This is a genomic window from Taishania pollutisoli (assembly GCF_014518315.1).
GTDB lineage: Bacteria > Bacteroidota > Bacteroidia > Flavobacteriales_D > Crocinitomicaceae > Taishania > Taishania pollutisoli.
This window is the reverse complement of record NZ_JACVEL010000001.1, coordinates 403,074-420,958: the sequence shown is the minus strand read 5'-3', so window position 1 is coordinate 420,958 and position 17,885 is coordinate 403,074. Positions and strand designations below refer to the sequence as shown.

Here is a 17,885-nt window from a genome sequence, read left to right as displayed (position 1 = left end):
ACTTCGCCTGAAAATTAACTACAAATCAATTATTAAATGAAAAAAGTATTACTACCATTATTCTTAGTAGCTGCTACGATTTCTAACGCTCAGGAGACGATTGAATTAAGCGCAACGACTGTTCCGTCCGGAGCAGCAACTACTAACCAGTCAACTGTTTCACAGAGTCCTTATCAGTCAACAACTACCGAAAATCAGTCGGGAGACAGGGCTGTATCCTGTGAAGATGAGGTGAAGTATGTTGAAAACAACCACAACGGGCAACAAAAAATATCCATCTTTTTAGGTGGCCCCAGAGGTTTTAACAACATTGCTCAATCTTTCCCTTCGTTTACCGGGCAGGTATCAAAAGTGAAATTTCAGGCTAATATTATGGAAGGAGCTCCTACCGGGGGATCCGGACAAGCACAGGTTTCCATTCATGCGATCAATGCCTCTAATGAACCTGTCGGAAGCCCGATTGGAAGCGCATTTGTAACTGTGAATGCGAATAATGATTATGTGGCAACATTCTCAACTCCGGTGAATGTGACTAACGGATTCAGTGTGGTTTTCTGGCCAAGAACAGCGGAAGATTCATTAGCCATTATGGGTAATGGACAAGGATCCGGACAAAATACATCTTATTCAAGTGTTCAATATCCTAGTGGACAAACATATACGATGGTTGAATTAGGATTTGATATCGATGTGTGGGCATTGCCTACGATTCGTTTCTCCCTTCCGGACCCGACGTTGGTAGTTAATCCGACTTCAGCATGTATGAATACACAAGTAGCCGGTACAGTCACTTCAACTACATTGCCTCATTTCAACCATGAAGTATACAAAGACAATAATTTTAAATACAAAGTGAATTTCGGAGACGGGTCAGCTGACCAGAACGTGGCAAATGGATCACGTACATATACCAATTCCGGTACATACACTGTGACAGGAAGTACAATTTATTCCGGATGGGTAAATGAGTGTGCAAGTACACCGGCAACTCAAAATGTAACAATAATGCCAGCCGTTACGTCGTTCTTTTCATACGCTGCAACAGGACTTTCAGTTCAGTTTACAAGTTTGGCGCAGGGAGCAACAACATATAGCTGGAATTTTGGAGACGGAGGAACAGCAGGATCACCAAATCCGGTTAGAAACTATGCGGCTGCAGGGACATACACAGTAGAATTTACTGCTACAGGTACTTGCGGAACAGATTTATATTACAAAAATATCACAATTGCCGAAGGGGAAAATAACTCTGACCTGGGTGTTGAGGAACAATCAGGCATTCACCTGACAATTTATCCGAATCCGATCAGCAATGTATTCAGCGTAGCTTACGAAACAGAGCAAGTGGGAGATATCCATGCTGAATTGTTGACGCTGGACGGAAAAAAACTTGAAACAAAGCATGCATTAAATACAATGAATGGTGAATTGACATTTGATGTTTCAACCTTGAGTTCAGGAATTTATGTGTTGAATATGACTGTTTCCGGTAAAATGATCTCTAAGAAGATTGTGAAGGAATAAGCAGTATACAACGAAAATCAGAAAGGCTTTCTCTACAACGGGAAAGCCTTTTTTGTCTTTTGATGTGCCGTTTACTCAACGATTGTTACGCTTCGTTCGTTTAGTAAGAAAAGACCTGTTTCAGTGGTGTATATTTGTTAAGGATGAATAAAAACAAACTAAAATGAGAATGGTACCTTTTCTTTTGATGGTTCTTTCAGGAGCGTATTCTTTTGCACAAACGGCAAATTCAATTACGGAAGCGACTTATCCGGGAGGAGTTGCTGAAATGACAAAATTTATTCAATCTCATCTTGAAATTCCAGCTGATTTCTCGGGTTCAGGGGCTGTCAACCTGCGCTTTGTGGTGGATGAAAAAGGGGAGGTCAGCAACGTTGTGGTAAGAAGAGGAATTGACGGATGTGAACCGTGTAGCAATGCGGCAATTGCGGTGATGCAAAAAATGCCGAAATGGAAGCCGGCTTATTCCAATCCGGAAAAGAAACATGTGGAATCCATCCACGTGTTGTCAATAAAATTTGAACAGAAAAAATAAACCTTATCCGAGCGTCTTTTTCAATTGTTCTTTATCCAGGTGTTTTTCCCAGTTGGAAATCACAACGCATGCCACTCCGTTTCCGATAACGTTTGTCAACGCACGGCACTCGGACATAAACTTGTCAATTCCCAGGATCAATGTCATCCCTGCGATTGGAATATCCGGCACAACAGCCAGTGTTGCCGCCAATGTGATAAATCCTGCTCCGGTGACTCCGGCTGCTCCTTTTGACGATAAAATAGCCACCAGTAACAAGACCATCAGCTGATCAAACTTCAGGTCGATGTTGCAGGCCTGTGCAATAAACAGTGCCGCCAGTGTCATGTAAATATTGGTGCCGTCCAGGTTGAATGAATAACCTGTAGGAACAACCAATCCGACAACTCCCTTATCACATCCTGCTTCGTTTAGTTTTTTCATCAACCCGGGCATGGCAGGTTCAGAAGAACTTGTTCCCAATACCAGGAAGATTTCTTCCTTGATATAGCGCAGAAATTTAAAGATGTTAAATCCGTTTAAACGGGCGACAACTCCCAGAATAATGACTACGAAAGCAAACGATGTCAGGTAAAAGGTTCCGACTAATTTCCCCAGGTACATTAGTGAATCAATTCCATACGCACCGATGGTAAAGGCCATTGCGCCAAAGGCTCCTACAGGTGCCAGTTTCATGAGAATTTCCACGATTTTGAAAACCGGAATGGTCAGTGTTTCAAGGAAATCAATCACCGGTTGACTTCTGTCGGCTGTGAGCGCAAGTGCGACACCGAATAAAATCGCTACAAGCAATACCTGCAGAATAATGTCTCCTGTCATCGGGCTGAATAGCGTTTCCGGAATGATATTGAAAATAAAATTCACCATCGAATTTTCCTCAGCAGCTTCTACGTATTTACTGATCTTAGATGCGTCCAGTGTGGAAGGGTCAATGTTTAATCCTGCTCCGGGTTGTACAAAATGACTAACAACTAACCCCAGTACCAGCGCGAGTGTTGAAAAGAAGATGAAGTAAGCGAATGCTTTTGCAGCAACTCTTCCTACTTTCTTGAGGTCATTCATTCCTGCAATTCCCGTCGAAACAGTAAGAAAGATCACCGGTGCGATAATCATTTTTACCAGTTTGATAAACCCATCTCCGAGTGGCTGCATGGCTTTTCCTTTTTCCGGCCAGAAATACCCCAGCGTAACCCCGATGACGATCGCAAAAATAACCTGAATGTAAAGGTGTTGGTAGAATTTCTTCTTTTTCTTTGGAGTTGGTGTGTCCACTGTTTCAAAGTTAGTTTGCATAGATAACCTGTTAAATTATTTTACAAAGAAATTAATTAATTCCGATACACCGGGTGAATTTATGTAATTCAACGCGAAAAAGGATGATTTACCATTTGATAAATAAGAGATTACTGTTTGTCCTTTCCATAGATGATCCGGTAAAACGGAAGTGTGATTCCCGTTCTGACCAAAAAAAAGAACAATACACAATACAAGGTGCTGAATAAGATGACAGCAAAACAAACAGACTGAATGAGTAATCCGTCCGGGTGTCCCTGCTGCAGAGGAAGTGTGGCAATTACAGCGGCTCCGAGTCCTTTGGGAACCATAAACGACATAACGGATTTGTCCAGTAGTGGTGCTTCCCGGGCGATCACAAATTTGACAACGAAAATCCGGGTAACATAAACAAAACCGGTAACCAATGCTCCCCACATCAACCAATCTACCCGGTTGATCTGAATGCTGATCCCGATGAAAACAAAAAAGAAAGTGCGGAGTAAAAAAACAATCTCTCCGAAGAAAATACGCTCCTTTCGTGGTAGTACAATGTTCTGATTCGGGATGATTTTCTCCAGTACCCGGGGTTCGATGTATTTTAAATTTCCAATGGCAATACCAAAAGAAAGTGCTGTCAGCGGACCGCTCAGATTCATGTATTCAGACGCTCCGTACAGGAGAAATAAAAATGCAGGGGTTGAAAATTTCGTTGCTTTTAAATTGGAAAACTTATTGAGGATATACGACCAGAGAAAGGCTCCGAATACACCAATCACAATTGCGAACAACAGCGAGGCAACAAATTGTATAATAACCGTTTTTGCCGAAATGTTGCCGGTGAGCATCAATCCCAGGATACTTAAAGGTACCGCCAGAGTAAACACATCCGTTTCGGCTGATTCCATGATCAGGGTGGTCGATGTTTTGGGAGTCACATTTACCTTTCTCACCAACCCGACCACTACAGCGGAAGAGGTTCCTCCCAATGCTGATCCGATAAACAGACTGGATAAAAAGGACAGGTTAAAGATATACATGCACGAGATTGTGATTGTGATACAGGTTACAATAAAGCCAACCGTTGTAATGAGTGCAGAATCTTTGAAGGAGGATTTTACTTCCGCCAGTTTGAGGTCCGTTCCGCTTTCAAATAAAATGAAAATCAACACCAAATTGCTAAATAAGGAGCCGAATTGCCCGAAAGATTCAGGATCGACCAGGTGAAACACAGGGCCGATCAGCATACCGATGAACATCAGTCCCAATACATCGGGAATATTTCGGCGCTCAAAAACCTGGTTGAGGTAATTCCCCCAAAAAATGAATAACCCGATAATAATAATGACAATCGATGTTTCCATAAGCGTTCAATTTAGTTGTTTTAAGGAAAATCTGAACTGATTGAAAACTAATATATCAATTATTCCGGTTGATCTTTTGCAGGAGTGTCACAATTTTTCTAAAAATATACTTACCGGCAGGGGGAGCTGAATTTTTCAATATTTTTATCAGACAATTTTACAACAATGAATTCGCAATCGTATCATTACCGCCATGCAGCATCGGAAAGCCTGGTTTCAAAGATTATAAAACGCTACCTGATTTCAACAGACAGAAAAAACTCACTGTTAAAAATTTTCGAAACAAAGAAATTCAATCGTACTCCTGCACCGATTCATCAATCCTTGAAAAAACGATGTGTTGTCGAGGAGGTGTTTATTCAGAACCGCCCGGTCTGGACATTGACTCCCGGAAAGAACCGATCGGAGAAAGTGATTTTCTTTTCCCACGGAGGCGGGCACATGAACAATATCACCCCTTTTCATTGGAGAATGGTGGAGTACCTGGTAAAAAAGACAGGAGCGACATTCATCGTTCCGGACTACCCGCTATTGCCTGAGTCAAATTACCGGCAAACGTTTGAAATGATGGAAGAAGTGTTTCGGAAAACGGTAAAAGAGGTGGATGCAGATAATCTTATTTTTCTCGGAGATTCAGCAGGAGGAGCTATTTCGCTGGCATTGGCGCAATTACTTCGCGATCAAAGAGCACCTGTTCAACCCACACAACTCATCCTGATTTCACCCGAACTGGATTTATCCAAACTGCACGAAGATGTCCCGCAATATGAACCGTACGATGTGATGCTGACAGGTGAAATTTTTAATGTCGTTATTCCGCACTATGTGGATGATTGCCCAAGGGATCATTTCCTGGTAAGTCCTGCTTTGGGGAATTTGGAACAATTGGGGAAAATTTCCATGTTTTCAGGAACACACGATATTTTGTTCCCGTACGCATTGGATTTTAAACAGCGACTGGAAAGGGAAGGTCGTTCCTTAAACTTTTATGAATACCCCAAAATGATGCATGTATGGGCTGCGGTTACATGGATGAAAGAAGCGCGTTCAGCGCTGAATCAAATGGCGGAATTAATTAACTCCTGAAGAATTTATTGGTTGACTCCAGTTGCTTAAACGCGCATGGAAGCTGCCGGATAACATCGGTAATCAGGATGCTTTCCTGGCTCATCATTTCAGCGCACAGATCGGCAGTATATCCGTGGATAAAGGTTCCTGTTAATGCAGCTTGGGGTGGTGGATATCCCCTGGTCAATAACCCAAGGATAATTCCTGTCAGGCAGTCGCCGCTACCTCCTTTTGCCAGTCCCGCATTTCCGGTAGAATTAAAAACGACACTTCCGTCCGGCATACAGATGTGGGTATAGGTATCTTTCAGAATTAAGATACAAGCGTACCGGGTAGCAAAAGCACGGGCTTTCTGCAACCGGTCAAAATGAGTGTCGGATGGGCCTGCCAATCGTTCAAATTCCTTTGGATGAGGTGTCAGGATGGTGTCTTTGGGCAAAAATTCCAGCCAGGTTTTGTTTTCGGCCAATATATTCAATCCGTCGGCATCAATGATCAATCTCCCCTGGAATCGTTGGATAACAGATTTCAGCAATTGTTGAGTTTCTGATGCCCTGCCAACTCCCGGTCCGAATCCGATGGCGCGATAAGAAGAAAGATCGTCACAGAATGTAATGAACGAATCATGTTCATCGGTTTGTGTCATTGCTTCAGGAAGCCGGTAGGAGAGTGCATCAACTGTTTGTTTTGTGGAATGTACGGTTAACAGTCCCGCTCCGCTTCTCAGGCATGCTTCTGCCGCAATAACTGCTGCTCCGGATGTTCCGCTGCTTCCTGCCAGTAAAAGCGCATGTCCGTATGTTCCTTTGTGAGAAAACTTATTTCTCGGGACCAGTAATGCCGCGATGTCTTGCCGTTCAGCAAAATAATACGGTGATGGTTGTTCAAGTAATGCCTGTTGGTCCAATCCGATATCCACGCACTCAAAATGTGGAACGATGCGTTTATTTTCCGGGAAAAGATACGCTAATTTGGGTAGTTGAAGGCTCAAAACCAGATCTGCCTGAACGCATGCATCCGGGAGTTCTCCGGAAGAATGGTCAATCATCAATCCGCTCGGAACATCAATACTGATAACGGTGCAGGGAGCGCTATTGATTTTATGGATTACAGTTTCCAGGATCCCGGTCACCGGTTTGTTGATCCCCGTTCCCAGCATCGCGTCGATCACACATGTATTTTCCTTGATGTGAAGTTGACCGGCATCATTTTCTGAACGGACCGTAATCAAGGTTGCTTGTAATGATTTAGGTAACCGGTCAAAATTCACTTGTGCATCTGCTGAAAAATGCTCAGTATGCCGAACTACAATAACCTGAACCATTCTGTTTTGCTCGGATAATAACCGGGCGATTGCCAATCCGTCACCACCATTGTTTCCCATGCCACAGAACACCACAACGGGAAGGTCTGCTGTATACTGTGAACAGATGCGCTCTGCACAAATCTTTGCCACACGTTCCATCAGATCAATTGAAGAAATGTGTTGCCGTTCGATGGTAAGCGCATCGACAATTTTCAGTTGTGTAGCTGACAGAATTTTCATACAGTATTGTTTCTTACAAAGGTCGCGAACAATTCAGGAAGAAGAAAGTCTTTTCCCGTTTTTCTTTTTATCTTTGATTGATGAGTACTCCGCATACATATCCATCTAAAATAGGACTTGGTTTGTCGTTGTTTATTGCCATTGCGCTTATTGGGACAAGCATCCCGATGTTGCTTGAGCATCCCGTTTTTTGGATGGGCATTGCGATCAATGCCACTGTTGCGTTGTTTATCACATATACATTCACGAACCTTCGCTATAGTATTGAGCAGGAAACGTTGCTCATTCGTTGTGGATTTCTGTACAAAAAAAGCATCCCGATTCATGCAATTAAGCGTATCGAAGAATCGAGGAGTCCATTGAGCTCTCCCGCAGCTTCCATGGATCGTTTAGAGATCATTTACAATAAATTCGACAGCATTCTCATTTCTCCGAAAGAGAAGCAAGCATTCATTGAAGAACTGGTAAAGAATAACCCGGAAATTGTCGTTCTCTATCGAAAAAAATAACAATCTTCCTGCCGATAGCCCGGCTGTTGTTCAATCCTTATTTGTATTTTTGCAAGGCAATTTATAGGGCAACCACTGCCTGCAATTGGCAAGCTTAATCTGCAATTTGAAATTCATCCATGGAAGAAATCGAAATATACGGCGCGCGCGAACACAACCTGAAAAACATTGACCTGAAAATCCCGAGAAATCAATTGGTGGTCTTTACAGGATTGAGCGGCAGCGGAAAATCATCCCTTGCATTCGATACGATCTTTGCGGAGGGGCAACGTCGTTACCTGGAAACATTTTCAGCCTATGCCCGCCAGTTTTTAGGAGGCTTGGAGCGGCCGGATGTCGATAAAATTGACGGGTTGAGTCCGGTGATTGCCATTGAGCAAAAAACGGTTTCCCGAAGTCCGCGATCCACTGTCGGAACGATTACCGAACTGTATGACTTTCTTCGTTTGCTGTATGCACGTGTCGGAACGGCTTATTCCTATGTTTCCGGGGAAAAAATGGTGAAATACTCGGATGAACAGGTGGTAGATTTGATCCTGGAATATTACAACGGTAAAAAAGTGGTTTTGCTGGCGCCGATTGTGAAAGGACGAAAAGGGCATTACCGCGAATTGTTTGAGCAGGTGCTGAAAATGGGATTTACCAAAGTACGGGTAGATGGAGTTGTTCAGGATATTGAGCGGGGAATGAAACTGGACCGCTATAAAATTCATGACATTGACCTTGTTATTGATCGTCTGGCAATTGATAAAAAAGACAGAAAACGCATTTACGACGCAGTGATTTTGTCCATGAAGCATGGGAATAAAGAAATGATGGTGATGGATTTTGAAACGGAAGACGTACGCCATTTTTCCCGGTTGCTGATGTGTCCCGTTTCCGGAATCAGTTACCCGGAACCGGAACCGAACTTGTTTTCGTTCAATACACCTTATGGAGCCTGTCCGCATTGCAACGGATTGGGTGTGGTTTCAGAAGCTTCACTGGATAAAATCATTCCGAATCCTGAAAAAAATATCCGTCAGGGAGGCCTCGCTCCGCTCGGAGAATACAAAAGCAGCTGGATTTTTGATAAAATTGACAGTTACCTGCAATCAGAAGGATTTTCGATCAAAACACCGTTGAAAGACATTCCGGAAGAAGTGATGAATGTGATTCTATATGGGAATTCCGATATGGAGATTACGGGTAAAAACGCCATCCGGTTTGACGGAATTGTGAATGTAATTGGTCGCCATTCGGAGGAAAGCTCCGCAGCGATTCAACGATGGGCACAAAGTTTTATGAACCAGGTGGTTTGTTCTACCTGTGAAGGAACACGCCTGAAAAAAGAAGCACTGTATTTCCGCATCGCCGGGAAAAACATCGGAGAGCTGGCGTCCATGGATCTTTCCGAACTGGATGTTTATTTTCAAACGATTGAACAACACCTGTCAGAGGACCAGCAGACGATTGCAGTAGAGATTCTGAAAGAAATCCGTGCCCGGTTAGGGTTTATCCTGGAAGTCGGATTGGAATACCTTACTTTACACCGCTCCGCTAAAACGCTTTCCGGAGGAGAAGCACAGCGTATTCGCCTGGCAACACAGATCGGTTCGGAACTGATGAATGTACTGTATGTATTGGATGAACCTTCCATCGGATTACACCAACGTGATAACACACGTCTGATCAACTCACTCAAACGCCTGCGTGACACGGGAAATTCCGTGATTGTTGTGGAGCACGACAAGGAAATGATCGAGGCTGCCGACTTTGTGGTAGATATCGGTCCGGGAGCAGGAAAACACGGTGGCCAGATCATCAATGCAACAACCGTTGACAAGATGCTGGCGACTGAATCACTGACAACGCAATACCTTAAAGGGATTAAAAAAATTGAACTTCCGAAGGAGCGCAGAAAAGGAAACGGGAAGACACTGGAAGTTCTGGGAGCAACAGGGCACAACTTGCAAAAAGTGAACCTGAAAATCCCGTTGGGGACATTTACTTGTGTAACGGGAGTTTCGGGAAGCGGGAAGTCATCGTTGATCAACCAGACCTTGTACCCGATTCTGCTGGCTGAAATCTATAACGGAGTGAAAAAACCATTGCCGTACAAGGCAGTTAAAGGATTGGAGCACCTGGATAAAGTCATTGAAATTGATCAGACACCGATCGGGAGGACACCACGTTCAAACCCTGCAACCTATACAAAAGTATTTGATGAAATCAGAACTTTGTTTAGTGCATTGCCGGAAGCACAAATTCGGGGATACAAACCGGGACGGTTCTCATTCAATGTCGCAGGAGGTCGTTGCGAAACCTGTAAAGGAGGAGGGATGAAACTGGTGGAAATGAACTTTCTGCCGGATGTGTATGTGGCGTGTGAAACCTGTAACGGAAAACGGTACAATCGAGAAACACTGGAAGTACGTTACAAAGGGAAGTCTATCAGTGATGTGCTGGAGATGACCATCGAAGAAGCGGTGAAATTCTTTGAGCCGGTTCCGAAAATTCACCGTGTGTTGGAAACACTGCATTCGGTCGGATTGGGATATGTTGCCATCGGACAATCATCCACAACCCTTTCAGGAGGAGAAGCACAACGTATCAAGCTGGCATCTGAATTATCCAAAAAAGGAACGGGAAAAACCATTTATATCCTGGATGAACCATCAACGGGACTTCATTTTGAAGACATTCAAAACTTACTGGATGTCTTACAGCGTCTCGTAAACGAAGGAAATACGGTATTGGTGATTGAACATAACCTGGATATCATCAAAGTGGCGGATCACATCATTGATATAGGGCCTGAAGGAGGAAAAGGCGGAGGGCAGATCATCGGAGAAGGAACCCCGGAAGCATTTGTGAAAAAGTACAAAAAAGTGTCACATACGGCGAAGTATCTGGAAATGGAATTGTAAATCAGATTCGACGGTTAGAATTTGAACACAATAAAAGCAACCGATCGTTTTAAAAGACAGAATGTATGTTGTAGATTTGACCATTCGCAATCCGGCTCTGCCCGGAAGAAATTGTTCATTTATGAAAAACTACGTACTTCTCTTTATTTTCGCTTTACTTGTTAACTACGCGGAATCACAGACCACGGTAAATGGTTCGTTTGTGCACGGCGGAATCAATCGTACCTATTCGTTTTATGTTCCAGCATCTTATACTCCAGGCAATCCTGTCCCAATGGTTATCGGGTTGCACGGTACGAGTTCCAGTGGTTCTGATTTTGCCCAATACCGTGATTTCAGACCCATTGCAGATACTGCCAATTTCATTGTGGTTAATCCGGATGGTTCAACGATGTTGGGAATCCGATTTTGGAATTATGGAAACATCCTCGGATCAACAGTGGATGACGTTGGTTTTTTAGAAGCATTGATCGACACCATATCCGCTCAGTATGCGATCAATCACCAACGAATCTATTGTGCCGGCATGTCGAACGGAAGTTTTATGAGCTACTACATGGCGTGTCAGAGTGATCGCTTTGCAGCAATAGCAGGTGTTACAGGTTCAATGTCTGTCAATATGTACAACACATGCACTCCCCAACAACCGCTACCGGTTATTCATATCCATGGAACAGGCGACTCAACCAATCCGTATACCGGAACTTCCAGCATGAAAGCAATTGAGGATGTGATTCAGTTTTGGGTGAGTCAGAATAACTGCACTGCAACACCCGATATGTTTCCGATTCCGGACACCGATCCGAATGACAATGCGACAGCGGAGCGGTTTCTTTATTCAGGAGGAACCAACGGACGTACAGTAGAGTTGTTCAAAATTACAGGGGGAGGACATAGCTGGCCGGGTTCTCCCATGCCGGGATCTTCTGAAGTAACTTGCATGGATGTGGATGCCAGTAAAGAAATCTGGCGTTTTTTTAGCCGGTATGAAAAAGACGGACTTGTATCCGTTGAACAAAAAGAACGTGTAACGATCTCCATGTGGCCGAATCCTGCTTCAGATTGGATAGAGATCAGTTCGGACCAATTGATTACAGGTGTTGTTATAACGGATGTGCAAGGACGCGTTGTCCATCATTTAACCGGGGATGACATCCAGCAGATTCCTGTAAGCCAACTGTGTGAGGGAAATTATATCATTTATATTTCCGATGCAGATCATTCCATGTACAGGCGATTCAGCATTGTTCGATAGGATGATGTTGACAGCATTTTTTCGCATAGACTTTTTTGTAACTTTTGGGGTGATGCCAAAAAAGTTAGAATCTAATGATAAAAAAGAGGAGTTTATCCTAATTCATCATACACTTTTATTTGCATAGTTAATTGAAATCATTATCTTTGCACCCTTGAAATTTTAATTAAATAATTATTTATTATGAGTTTTTACGAAACTGTTTTCATTTTAACTCCCGTTTTGTCTGATGATCAGGCAAAGGAAGCAGTGCAAAAAATCGAGAATGACATCAAGTCGTTTGGTGGTACTGTTAAGCACTTGGAGAATTGGGGATTGCGCAAATTGGCGTATCCTATCCAAAAGAAATCTACAGGATTTTACTTCCTGGTAGAATTCGAAGCAGAAGGTTCAGTTGTTGCTGAATACGAATTACAAATGAAGCGCGATGAGCGTGTAATTCGCTTCTTGACTGTTAAAATGGATAAGGACCACGTTACTTATTCTGAAAGAAGAAGAGCAAAATTGGCGAAAGCTTAATCATTAATCATTAAATCGAGAAAAAATGGCTCAAAATGACATTCGTTATCTGACACCGATCAACATCGAAATCAGAAAAGACAAATACTGTAGATTCAAAAAAAGCGGAATCAAATTCATTGATTACAAAGACGCTGACTTTTTGTTGAAATTGGTAAACGAGCAAGGTAAAATTTTACCTCGTCGTATTACAGGAACTTCTGCAAAATACCAAAAAAGAGTAAACAAGGCAATCAAAAGAGCACGTCACATCGCGCTTCTTCCTTACGTAGGAGATTTATTGAAATAATAGCCTTGCAATTGAATTTGCATATAAAACATTAAGAAAATGGAAATAATTTTAAAGAAAAACGTAGATAAATTGGGTTACGCTAACGAAATCGTTACAGTAAAACCAGGGTACGGACGTAACTTCTTGATTCCTCAAGGATACGCTGTTTTAGCAACTGCATCTGCGAAAAAAGCGCACGAAGAAGTAATGCGTCAAAAAGCACACAAGGAAACGAAAGTGTTAGCTGAAGCACAAGAATTGGCTGCTAAATTGGAAACAGTTTCTGTTTCTATCACAACGAAAGCAGGTGAGAACGGAAAAATCTTCGGTTCTATCAATACTGTTCAGTTGGCTGAAGCATTGAAAAAAGAAGGATTCGATATCGATCGCAAGTCGTTGACAATTAAAAACGAACCAATCAAAGAAGTGGGTACGTTTGAAGCAACTGCAAACTTGCACAAAGGAGTAACTCCTACATTCAAATTCGAAGTAGTTGCTGAATAATTTCAGTACATGATACCATTGAAAATCCCGGCTGAAAAGTCGGGATTTTTTGTTATTGAAGATTACGCAATGGTTTTGCTTACCTTCCAGTATCCGGATTACATAATCTCTTGCCCACTGCTGTTCTTCTTCTGAAAAATCAGGAGGGGAGGAAAATTCTTCCATCCGGCGAGTATTCAAAGGAGTTGATAAAAATTCAACTCCGACCTCTCTGATCGGATTGGTATACATGAATGGCAGCAAATTTTGAAAACTGATTATCATCGACCCGCTTGGGAAAAAATTGTATGAGGTATTCATATACGACAATGGACCGGATTACATCGAAGATGGATTATTTCGGATTGTGGAGAACGGGAAAATAGGTTATGCCAATGGAGAAACAGGAGAAATTGTCATTAAACCATAATACATCTGTGCTTTTCCTTTTGAAAACGGTTAGGCGAAAGTGAGTGTGAAGTGTTCAGAAGAACACGTGGGTGAATATTCAGAATGGATAAGTGACCAGTGGGTGTTGATCAATAAAACAGGGAAAGTGATTGATAAATAAGTGGTGAAAAAATCGTATTTTCACACCCAAAAATACCAATGCGCTTCTCTCTTTTTGCTTTTATTCTTTTTCTTACAGCTTGTACGTCAAAACCAGAACCAATAGCAGATTCGGATAAGGCTAAAAAAGAGTCTGTTAACCATGCGAAACACTTCCGGTTTGTAGAAAAGGGAAATCAAACAGTCATTGAAATTTTAAACCCGGATTCAAAAGCAGTTGTTGCGACATTGACACCCCTGAAAGAAAATAAGCAGGTGATTGCCCTGTCGGGAACATTTATCGGGATGTTGGATAAACTCCAATTGGCAGAGTACATTTCAGGTGTTTCTGAAATAAAATATGTGGACAATGCGATTGTCAAAAAGAATTTTTCCAAAAAGAAAGTACTGGAAGCCGGATATGATACACAATTGGCATTGGAACCCATTGTTGCAAATAAACCTGCTTTGGTTCTTCACAGCGGTTATAACACCGATTTCCCCCATCAGAAACAGTTGGAGAATGTGGGGATTTCATGTGTTCCGATTTACGACTGGAGAGAGGAAACACCATTGGGAAAAGCAGAATGGATCAAAGTGTATGGTTTTCTCTACGGAAAATCCGCTCAAGCAAGTGAGTTGTTTGCATCCATCGAAAAAGCATACCTTGCATTGAAAGAAGAAGCGAAAATGCTGCAACCATCCAAATTGTTGATCAGTGGGAATGTTATTGGAAGCGAATGGTATACGCCGGCAGGAGAAAGCTTTTTTGCACAATTGCTCAAAGATGCCAATATCACCTACAATTACTTCAATAAACCAGGGACAGGGAGTATTGCACTGACCCAGGAAGAAGTCTTGAAAGATAACCGACACGCTTCGTATTGGATCAACCCGGGAGCGGTTTCTTTGCATGATTTGAAAATCATGAATCCCAAAGCAGTCTTGTTTGATGCATTTACGAATCAACAGATCTATTGCCATACATACAACGAAAATTTCTATTGGGAAGTTTCCTCTATCGAACCGGACAAACTGCTCGCAGACCTGATTCAGATTGCTCATCCGGAGCACACCGCAAAACAAGACCTTTACTTCTACAGCCGGTTGAAGTGATCGGATGCCGAATTCTTTTCAATCATTCAGTTGTCCGGATGAATCAACACGCCCGAAGTTTGACGAGACGGGTATCTTTTGTGTAATTGTTTTGTTCTCTTTTGCAGCATTCAGGTAACCAGGTTGCAGAACTACATGATTAAAAAGAGTCCGGCTGGTGAAGGAACTGACAGCAGATAAGACGAGACGGTAGCAGGATGTATCTGTAAAGCCGGAATAGACAGAATCCGACGAATACAACTTCAGTTTCTGAAACTTTCAGAACAGGATGACGATTAGCTGACAAATCATTTCAAAAGTCTCTTTACCTTTGTGCCATGAGTTTTGAAACAATAAAAGCATTGCACATCATTTTCATGGTCAGCTGGTTCGCAGGGTTGTTCTACATTGTGCGCCTGTTCATTTATCATACGGAAGCGCAAACACGACCTGAAGTAGAGCGTGATATTCTTTCAAAACAATTCGTAGAGATGGAGAAAAAATTGTGGTGGATCATCACAACGCCAGCCATGATTCTGACAGTTGTTTTTGGTGTGACGATGTTTGTATACCCCGGACACGGTTACCTGATCTATCAACCCTGGATGCATGTGAAATTAACCTTCGTTGTATTGTTGCTCGTGTATCACTTTACATGTCAGAAGATCTTATTCAACCTGAAAAATAACCGATTCAAATGGACATCCGGCGGATTGCGGATCTGGAACGAAGTAGCGACACTGGCGTTAGTAGCAATTGTCTTTATTGTCATTACGAAAGGAGCCATGAATTGGTGGAAAGGGACCATCGGATTCTTTGGCGTAGCCATCGGGTTGATGTTGTTGATTAAGTTGTACAAACGATTACGGAAAACGTAGTATTCCTATTTCCATTTTTCCTATCTTTGCGCCTATGAAAAAGAGCGAGATTCCTCAGGATGAAGGTCCTCTGAAAGGATGGACCAGAGAGGTTTGTTATGCAAAAAATGAAGATGGGAAGTACGAGCGGGGACTCAGCGCGGGTTGGAGTGTCAAGAATGATGCGTTGGATAGTGCCTGGGAGGAAGTCAATAAAAGTGTGGAAGAAGCGCTGAAACAGGTTCGTGCGGGAAAAATGAGCCCGATTTTCTATTTCATGGAATTAAAACTGATGGATGTTGCTGTATTGGCGCATTATACCGGATTCTGGAAGTGGACGGTAAAACGACATTTCAATCCGTTCAGGTTTAAAAAATTGTCAGACAAGGTGTTGCAGAAGTATGCAGATGTGTTTGAAGTAAGTGTTGAACAATTGAAAAATTTTAAATAAATTGCAGGAATTCAAACATTATCAGGCTGCACACTGTGAGAATGGTGTTACAGTGGGCTTGCTTAAGCAGGCTGGTTTGGAACAAATTACAGAGCCGCTGGCATTCGGAATCGGATCCGGACTGTTTTACATCGAAATTCCGTTCCTGAAGTTACAAAGCGGACCTGCAATTTCATTCAGAACATTTCCCGGAAATATTTTCAAACGAACGTGCAAAGCATTTGACGTAAAGCTCGAGACAAAAAAATACCGGGATGAAGAAAAGGCAATGTATGAACTGGATGCTTTGTTGGAACAAGGTATTTCAGTCGGATGCCAGGTAGGTGTTTTTCACTTGTCGTATTATCCCAAACAATACCGCTTCCATTTCAATGCGCACAACCTGATTGTGTTCGGACGGGAAGGAAATGATTACCTCGTTTCCGATCCGATCATGGAAGAAACAACCACATTATCCAGACAGGCAATGCGTAAGGTGCGTTTTGCAAAAGGTGTATTGGCACCCAAAGGACACATTTATTACCCGACCTCAATCGGAGAAGTAACCGATGATAAGTTAGTTGCCGCTATCCGTACAGGAATTAAACGTAACTGTAGAGATATGCTACGTATTCCGGGAGGTGTAGCCGGAGCAAAAGGAATCAACTATACGGCAAAAAACATTCGCAAGTGGCGGGATAAATTAGGTGAACGAAAAGCAGCACTTTATCTGGGGCAGATTGTCCGGATGCAGGAAGAAATCGGTACGGGAGGAGGAGGTTTCCGTTATTTATATGGAGCTTTTCTGGAAGAAGCTGCAGCAATTACCGGTAAAGAGGAACTGCTGATTGTCTCTGAAAAAATTACCAAAGCAGGTGATATGTGGCGAGATAGCGCCGTGCAAATGGCAGGGATTTACAAAGGACGCCTTTCCGCACAGGCGGATTACAACCATTGTGCGGATATTTTGAACCAAATCAGTGCGGTAGAAAAAGAAGCATTCCTTCAGTTGGATAAGATTAAGATTTAAATCTACTTGATCATCCAATTTATTCCCTCGCCAAGCCGCGGAGTTGATTTTATGGTTGAAATATATCCATCCCAAATACGTAAGGTCTGATCTCATTGCGTCTTCGCGCCTTTGCGAGAAATTCCATGATCAAAACATCGTATGTCGTGTTTGTTTTCGGAGTCATCCAAGTTATTGTCGCGCCAAGCCGCCAGGTCGCCAAGTTGTTTGTTGTTGTTTTATTGAGTTGTGGTACAATTTATCATCTGACACATGCCCATTCAAATACGTAAGGTCTCATCTCATTACGTCTTCGCGCCTTTGCGAGAAATTCTATGATCAAAACATCGTATGTCGTGTTTGTTTTCGGAGTCATCCAAGTTATTGTCGCGCCAAGCCGCCAGGTCGCCAAGTTGTTTGTTGTTGTTTTATTGAGTTGTGGTACAATTTATCATCTGACACATGCCCATTCAAATACGTAAGGTCTCATCTCATTACGTCTTCGCGCCTTTGCGAGAAATTCTATGATCAAAACATCGTATGTCGTGTTTGTTTTCGGAGTCATCCAAGTTATTGTCGCGCCAAGCCGCCAGGTCGCCAAGTTGTTTGTTGTTGTTTTATTGAGTTGTGGTACAATTTATCATCTGACACATGCCCATTCAAATACGTAAGGTCTGATCTCATTGCGTC

Annotated in this window: 17 protein-coding genes; 14 read left to right on the top strand and 3 right to left on the bottom strand. The window is 42.6% G+C overall.

Annotated elements, in window-relative coordinates:
- The first annotated feature begins 36 nt into the window (after positions 1 to 36).
- Positions 37 to 1,524 (top strand): PKD domain-containing protein, encoded by a 1,488-nt coding sequence (locus H9Y05_RS01800; RefSeq protein ID WP_216713335.1) that lies wholly within the window; start codon positions 37 to 39, stop codon positions 1,522 to 1,524.
- 163 nt (positions 1,525 to 1,687) lie between these two features.
- The gene (locus H9Y05_RS01795; RefSeq protein ID WP_216713334.1) at positions 1,688 to 2,059 is read left to right on the top strand and encodes an energy transducer TonB; all 372 of its coding nucleotides are present in this window, start codon (positions 1,688 to 1,690) and stop codon (positions 2,057 to 2,059) included.
- 3 nt (positions 2,060 to 2,062) lie between these two features.
- On the opposite strand, the gene H9Y05_RS01790 is transcribed toward H9Y05_RS01795, so the two are convergent.
- Positions 2,063 to 3,352: a dicarboxylate/amino acid:cation symporter gene (locus tag H9Y05_RS01790; protein ID WP_163490394.1), complete on the bottom strand. Its 1,290-nt coding sequence runs from the start codon at positions 3,350 to 3,352 to the stop codon at positions 2,063 to 2,065.
- A gap of 110 nt (positions 3,353 to 3,462) precedes the next feature.
- Positions 3,463 to 4,695, bottom strand: coding sequence for a cation:proton antiporter (locus tag H9Y05_RS01785; RefSeq protein ID WP_163490393.1), 1,233 nt, complete (start codon positions 4,693 to 4,695; stop codon positions 3,463 to 3,465).
- 165 nt (positions 4,696 to 4,860) lie between these two features.
- Here H9Y05_RS01785 and H9Y05_RS01780 point away from each other — a divergent pair, with 165 nt between their 5' ends.
- Positions 4,861 to 5,781, top strand: a complete 921-nt coding sequence (locus tag H9Y05_RS01780; protein ID WP_163490392.1) for an alpha/beta hydrolase — start codon at positions 4,861 to 4,863, stop codon at positions 5,779 to 5,781.
- Here H9Y05_RS01780 and H9Y05_RS01775 read toward each other — a convergent pair.
- Positions 5,771 to 7,309, bottom strand: a complete 1,539-nt coding sequence (locus H9Y05_RS01775; RefSeq protein WP_216713333.1) for an NAD(P)H-hydrate dehydratase — start codon at positions 7,307 to 7,309, stop codon at positions 5,771 to 5,773. The genes H9Y05_RS01780 and H9Y05_RS01775 overlap by 11 nt on opposite strands.
- Before the next feature lie 80 nt (positions 7,310 to 7,389).
- Between H9Y05_RS01775 and H9Y05_RS01770 the strand changes: the two genes are divergently transcribed.
- From H9Y05_RS01770 to H9Y05_RS01725, 11 genes are all read left to right on the top strand, one after another.
- Positions 7,390 to 7,818, top strand: a complete 429-nt coding sequence (locus tag H9Y05_RS01770) for a PH domain-containing protein (RefSeq protein WP_216713332.1) — start codon at positions 7,390 to 7,392, stop codon at positions 7,816 to 7,818.
- Between the two features lie 119 nt (positions 7,819 to 7,937).
- Positions 7,938 to 10,727 (top strand): excinuclease ABC subunit UvrA, encoded by a 2,790-nt coding sequence (gene uvrA / locus H9Y05_RS01765; RefSeq protein ID WP_216713331.1) that lies wholly within the window; start codon positions 7,938 to 7,940, stop codon positions 10,725 to 10,727.
- A gap of 121 nt (positions 10,728 to 10,848) precedes the next feature.
- A complete protein-coding gene (locus tag H9Y05_RS01760) occupies positions 10,849 to 11,982 on the top strand; it encodes an extracellular catalytic domain type 1 short-chain-length polyhydroxyalkanoate depolymerase (RefSeq protein WP_216713330.1) in 1,134 nt (377 codons plus the stop codon).
- A 183-nt stretch (positions 11,983 to 12,165) separates the two neighbouring features.
- Positions 12,166 to 12,501, top strand: a complete 336-nt coding sequence (gene rpsF / locus H9Y05_RS01755; protein WP_163490387.1) for a 30S ribosomal protein S6 — start codon at positions 12,166 to 12,168, stop codon at positions 12,499 to 12,501.
- Between the two features lie 25 nt (positions 12,502 to 12,526).
- Complete coding sequence (rpsR, locus tag H9Y05_RS01750) at positions 12,527 to 12,790, top strand: 30S ribosomal protein S18 (RefSeq protein ID WP_163490386.1); 264 nt, start codon at positions 12,527 to 12,529, stop codon at positions 12,788 to 12,790.
- A 39-nt stretch (positions 12,791 to 12,829) separates the two neighbouring features.
- The gene (gene rplI / locus H9Y05_RS01745; RefSeq protein WP_163490385.1) at positions 12,830 to 13,276 is read left to right on the top strand and encodes a 50S ribosomal protein L9; all 447 of its coding nucleotides are present in this window, start codon (positions 12,830 to 12,832) and stop codon (positions 13,274 to 13,276) included.
- Positions 13,277 to 13,559: 283 nt separating this feature from the next.
- Positions 13,560 to 13,685 carry a hypothetical protein gene (locus H9Y05_RS16445; protein ID WP_262890157.1) on the top strand — a complete coding sequence of 42 codons (126 nt, stop codon included), beginning with the start codon at positions 13,560 to 13,562 and terminating at the stop codon, positions 13,683 to 13,685.
- A gap of 179 nt (positions 13,686 to 13,864) precedes the next feature.
- The gene (locus H9Y05_RS01740) at positions 13,865 to 14,920 is read left to right on the top strand and encodes an ABC transporter substrate-binding protein (RefSeq protein WP_216713329.1); all 1,056 of its coding nucleotides are present in this window, start codon (positions 13,865 to 13,867) and stop codon (positions 14,918 to 14,920) included.
- Between the two features lie 317 nt (positions 14,921 to 15,237).
- The gene (locus tag H9Y05_RS01735) at positions 15,238 to 15,777 is read left to right on the top strand and encodes a CopD family protein (RefSeq protein WP_163490383.1); all 540 of its coding nucleotides are present in this window, start codon (positions 15,238 to 15,240) and stop codon (positions 15,775 to 15,777) included.
- 34 nt (positions 15,778 to 15,811) lie between these two features.
- Positions 15,812 to 16,207, top strand: coding sequence for a hypothetical protein (locus tag H9Y05_RS01730; protein ID WP_163490382.1), 396 nt, complete (start codon positions 15,812 to 15,814; stop codon positions 16,205 to 16,207).
- 1 nt (position 16,208) lies between these two features.
- Positions 16,209 to 17,216: a BtrH N-terminal domain-containing protein gene (locus H9Y05_RS01725; RefSeq protein WP_216713328.1), complete on the top strand. Its 1,008-nt coding sequence runs from the start codon at positions 16,209 to 16,211 to the stop codon at positions 17,214 to 17,216.
- The last annotated feature ends 669 nt before the right edge of the window (positions 17,217 to 17,885 follow it).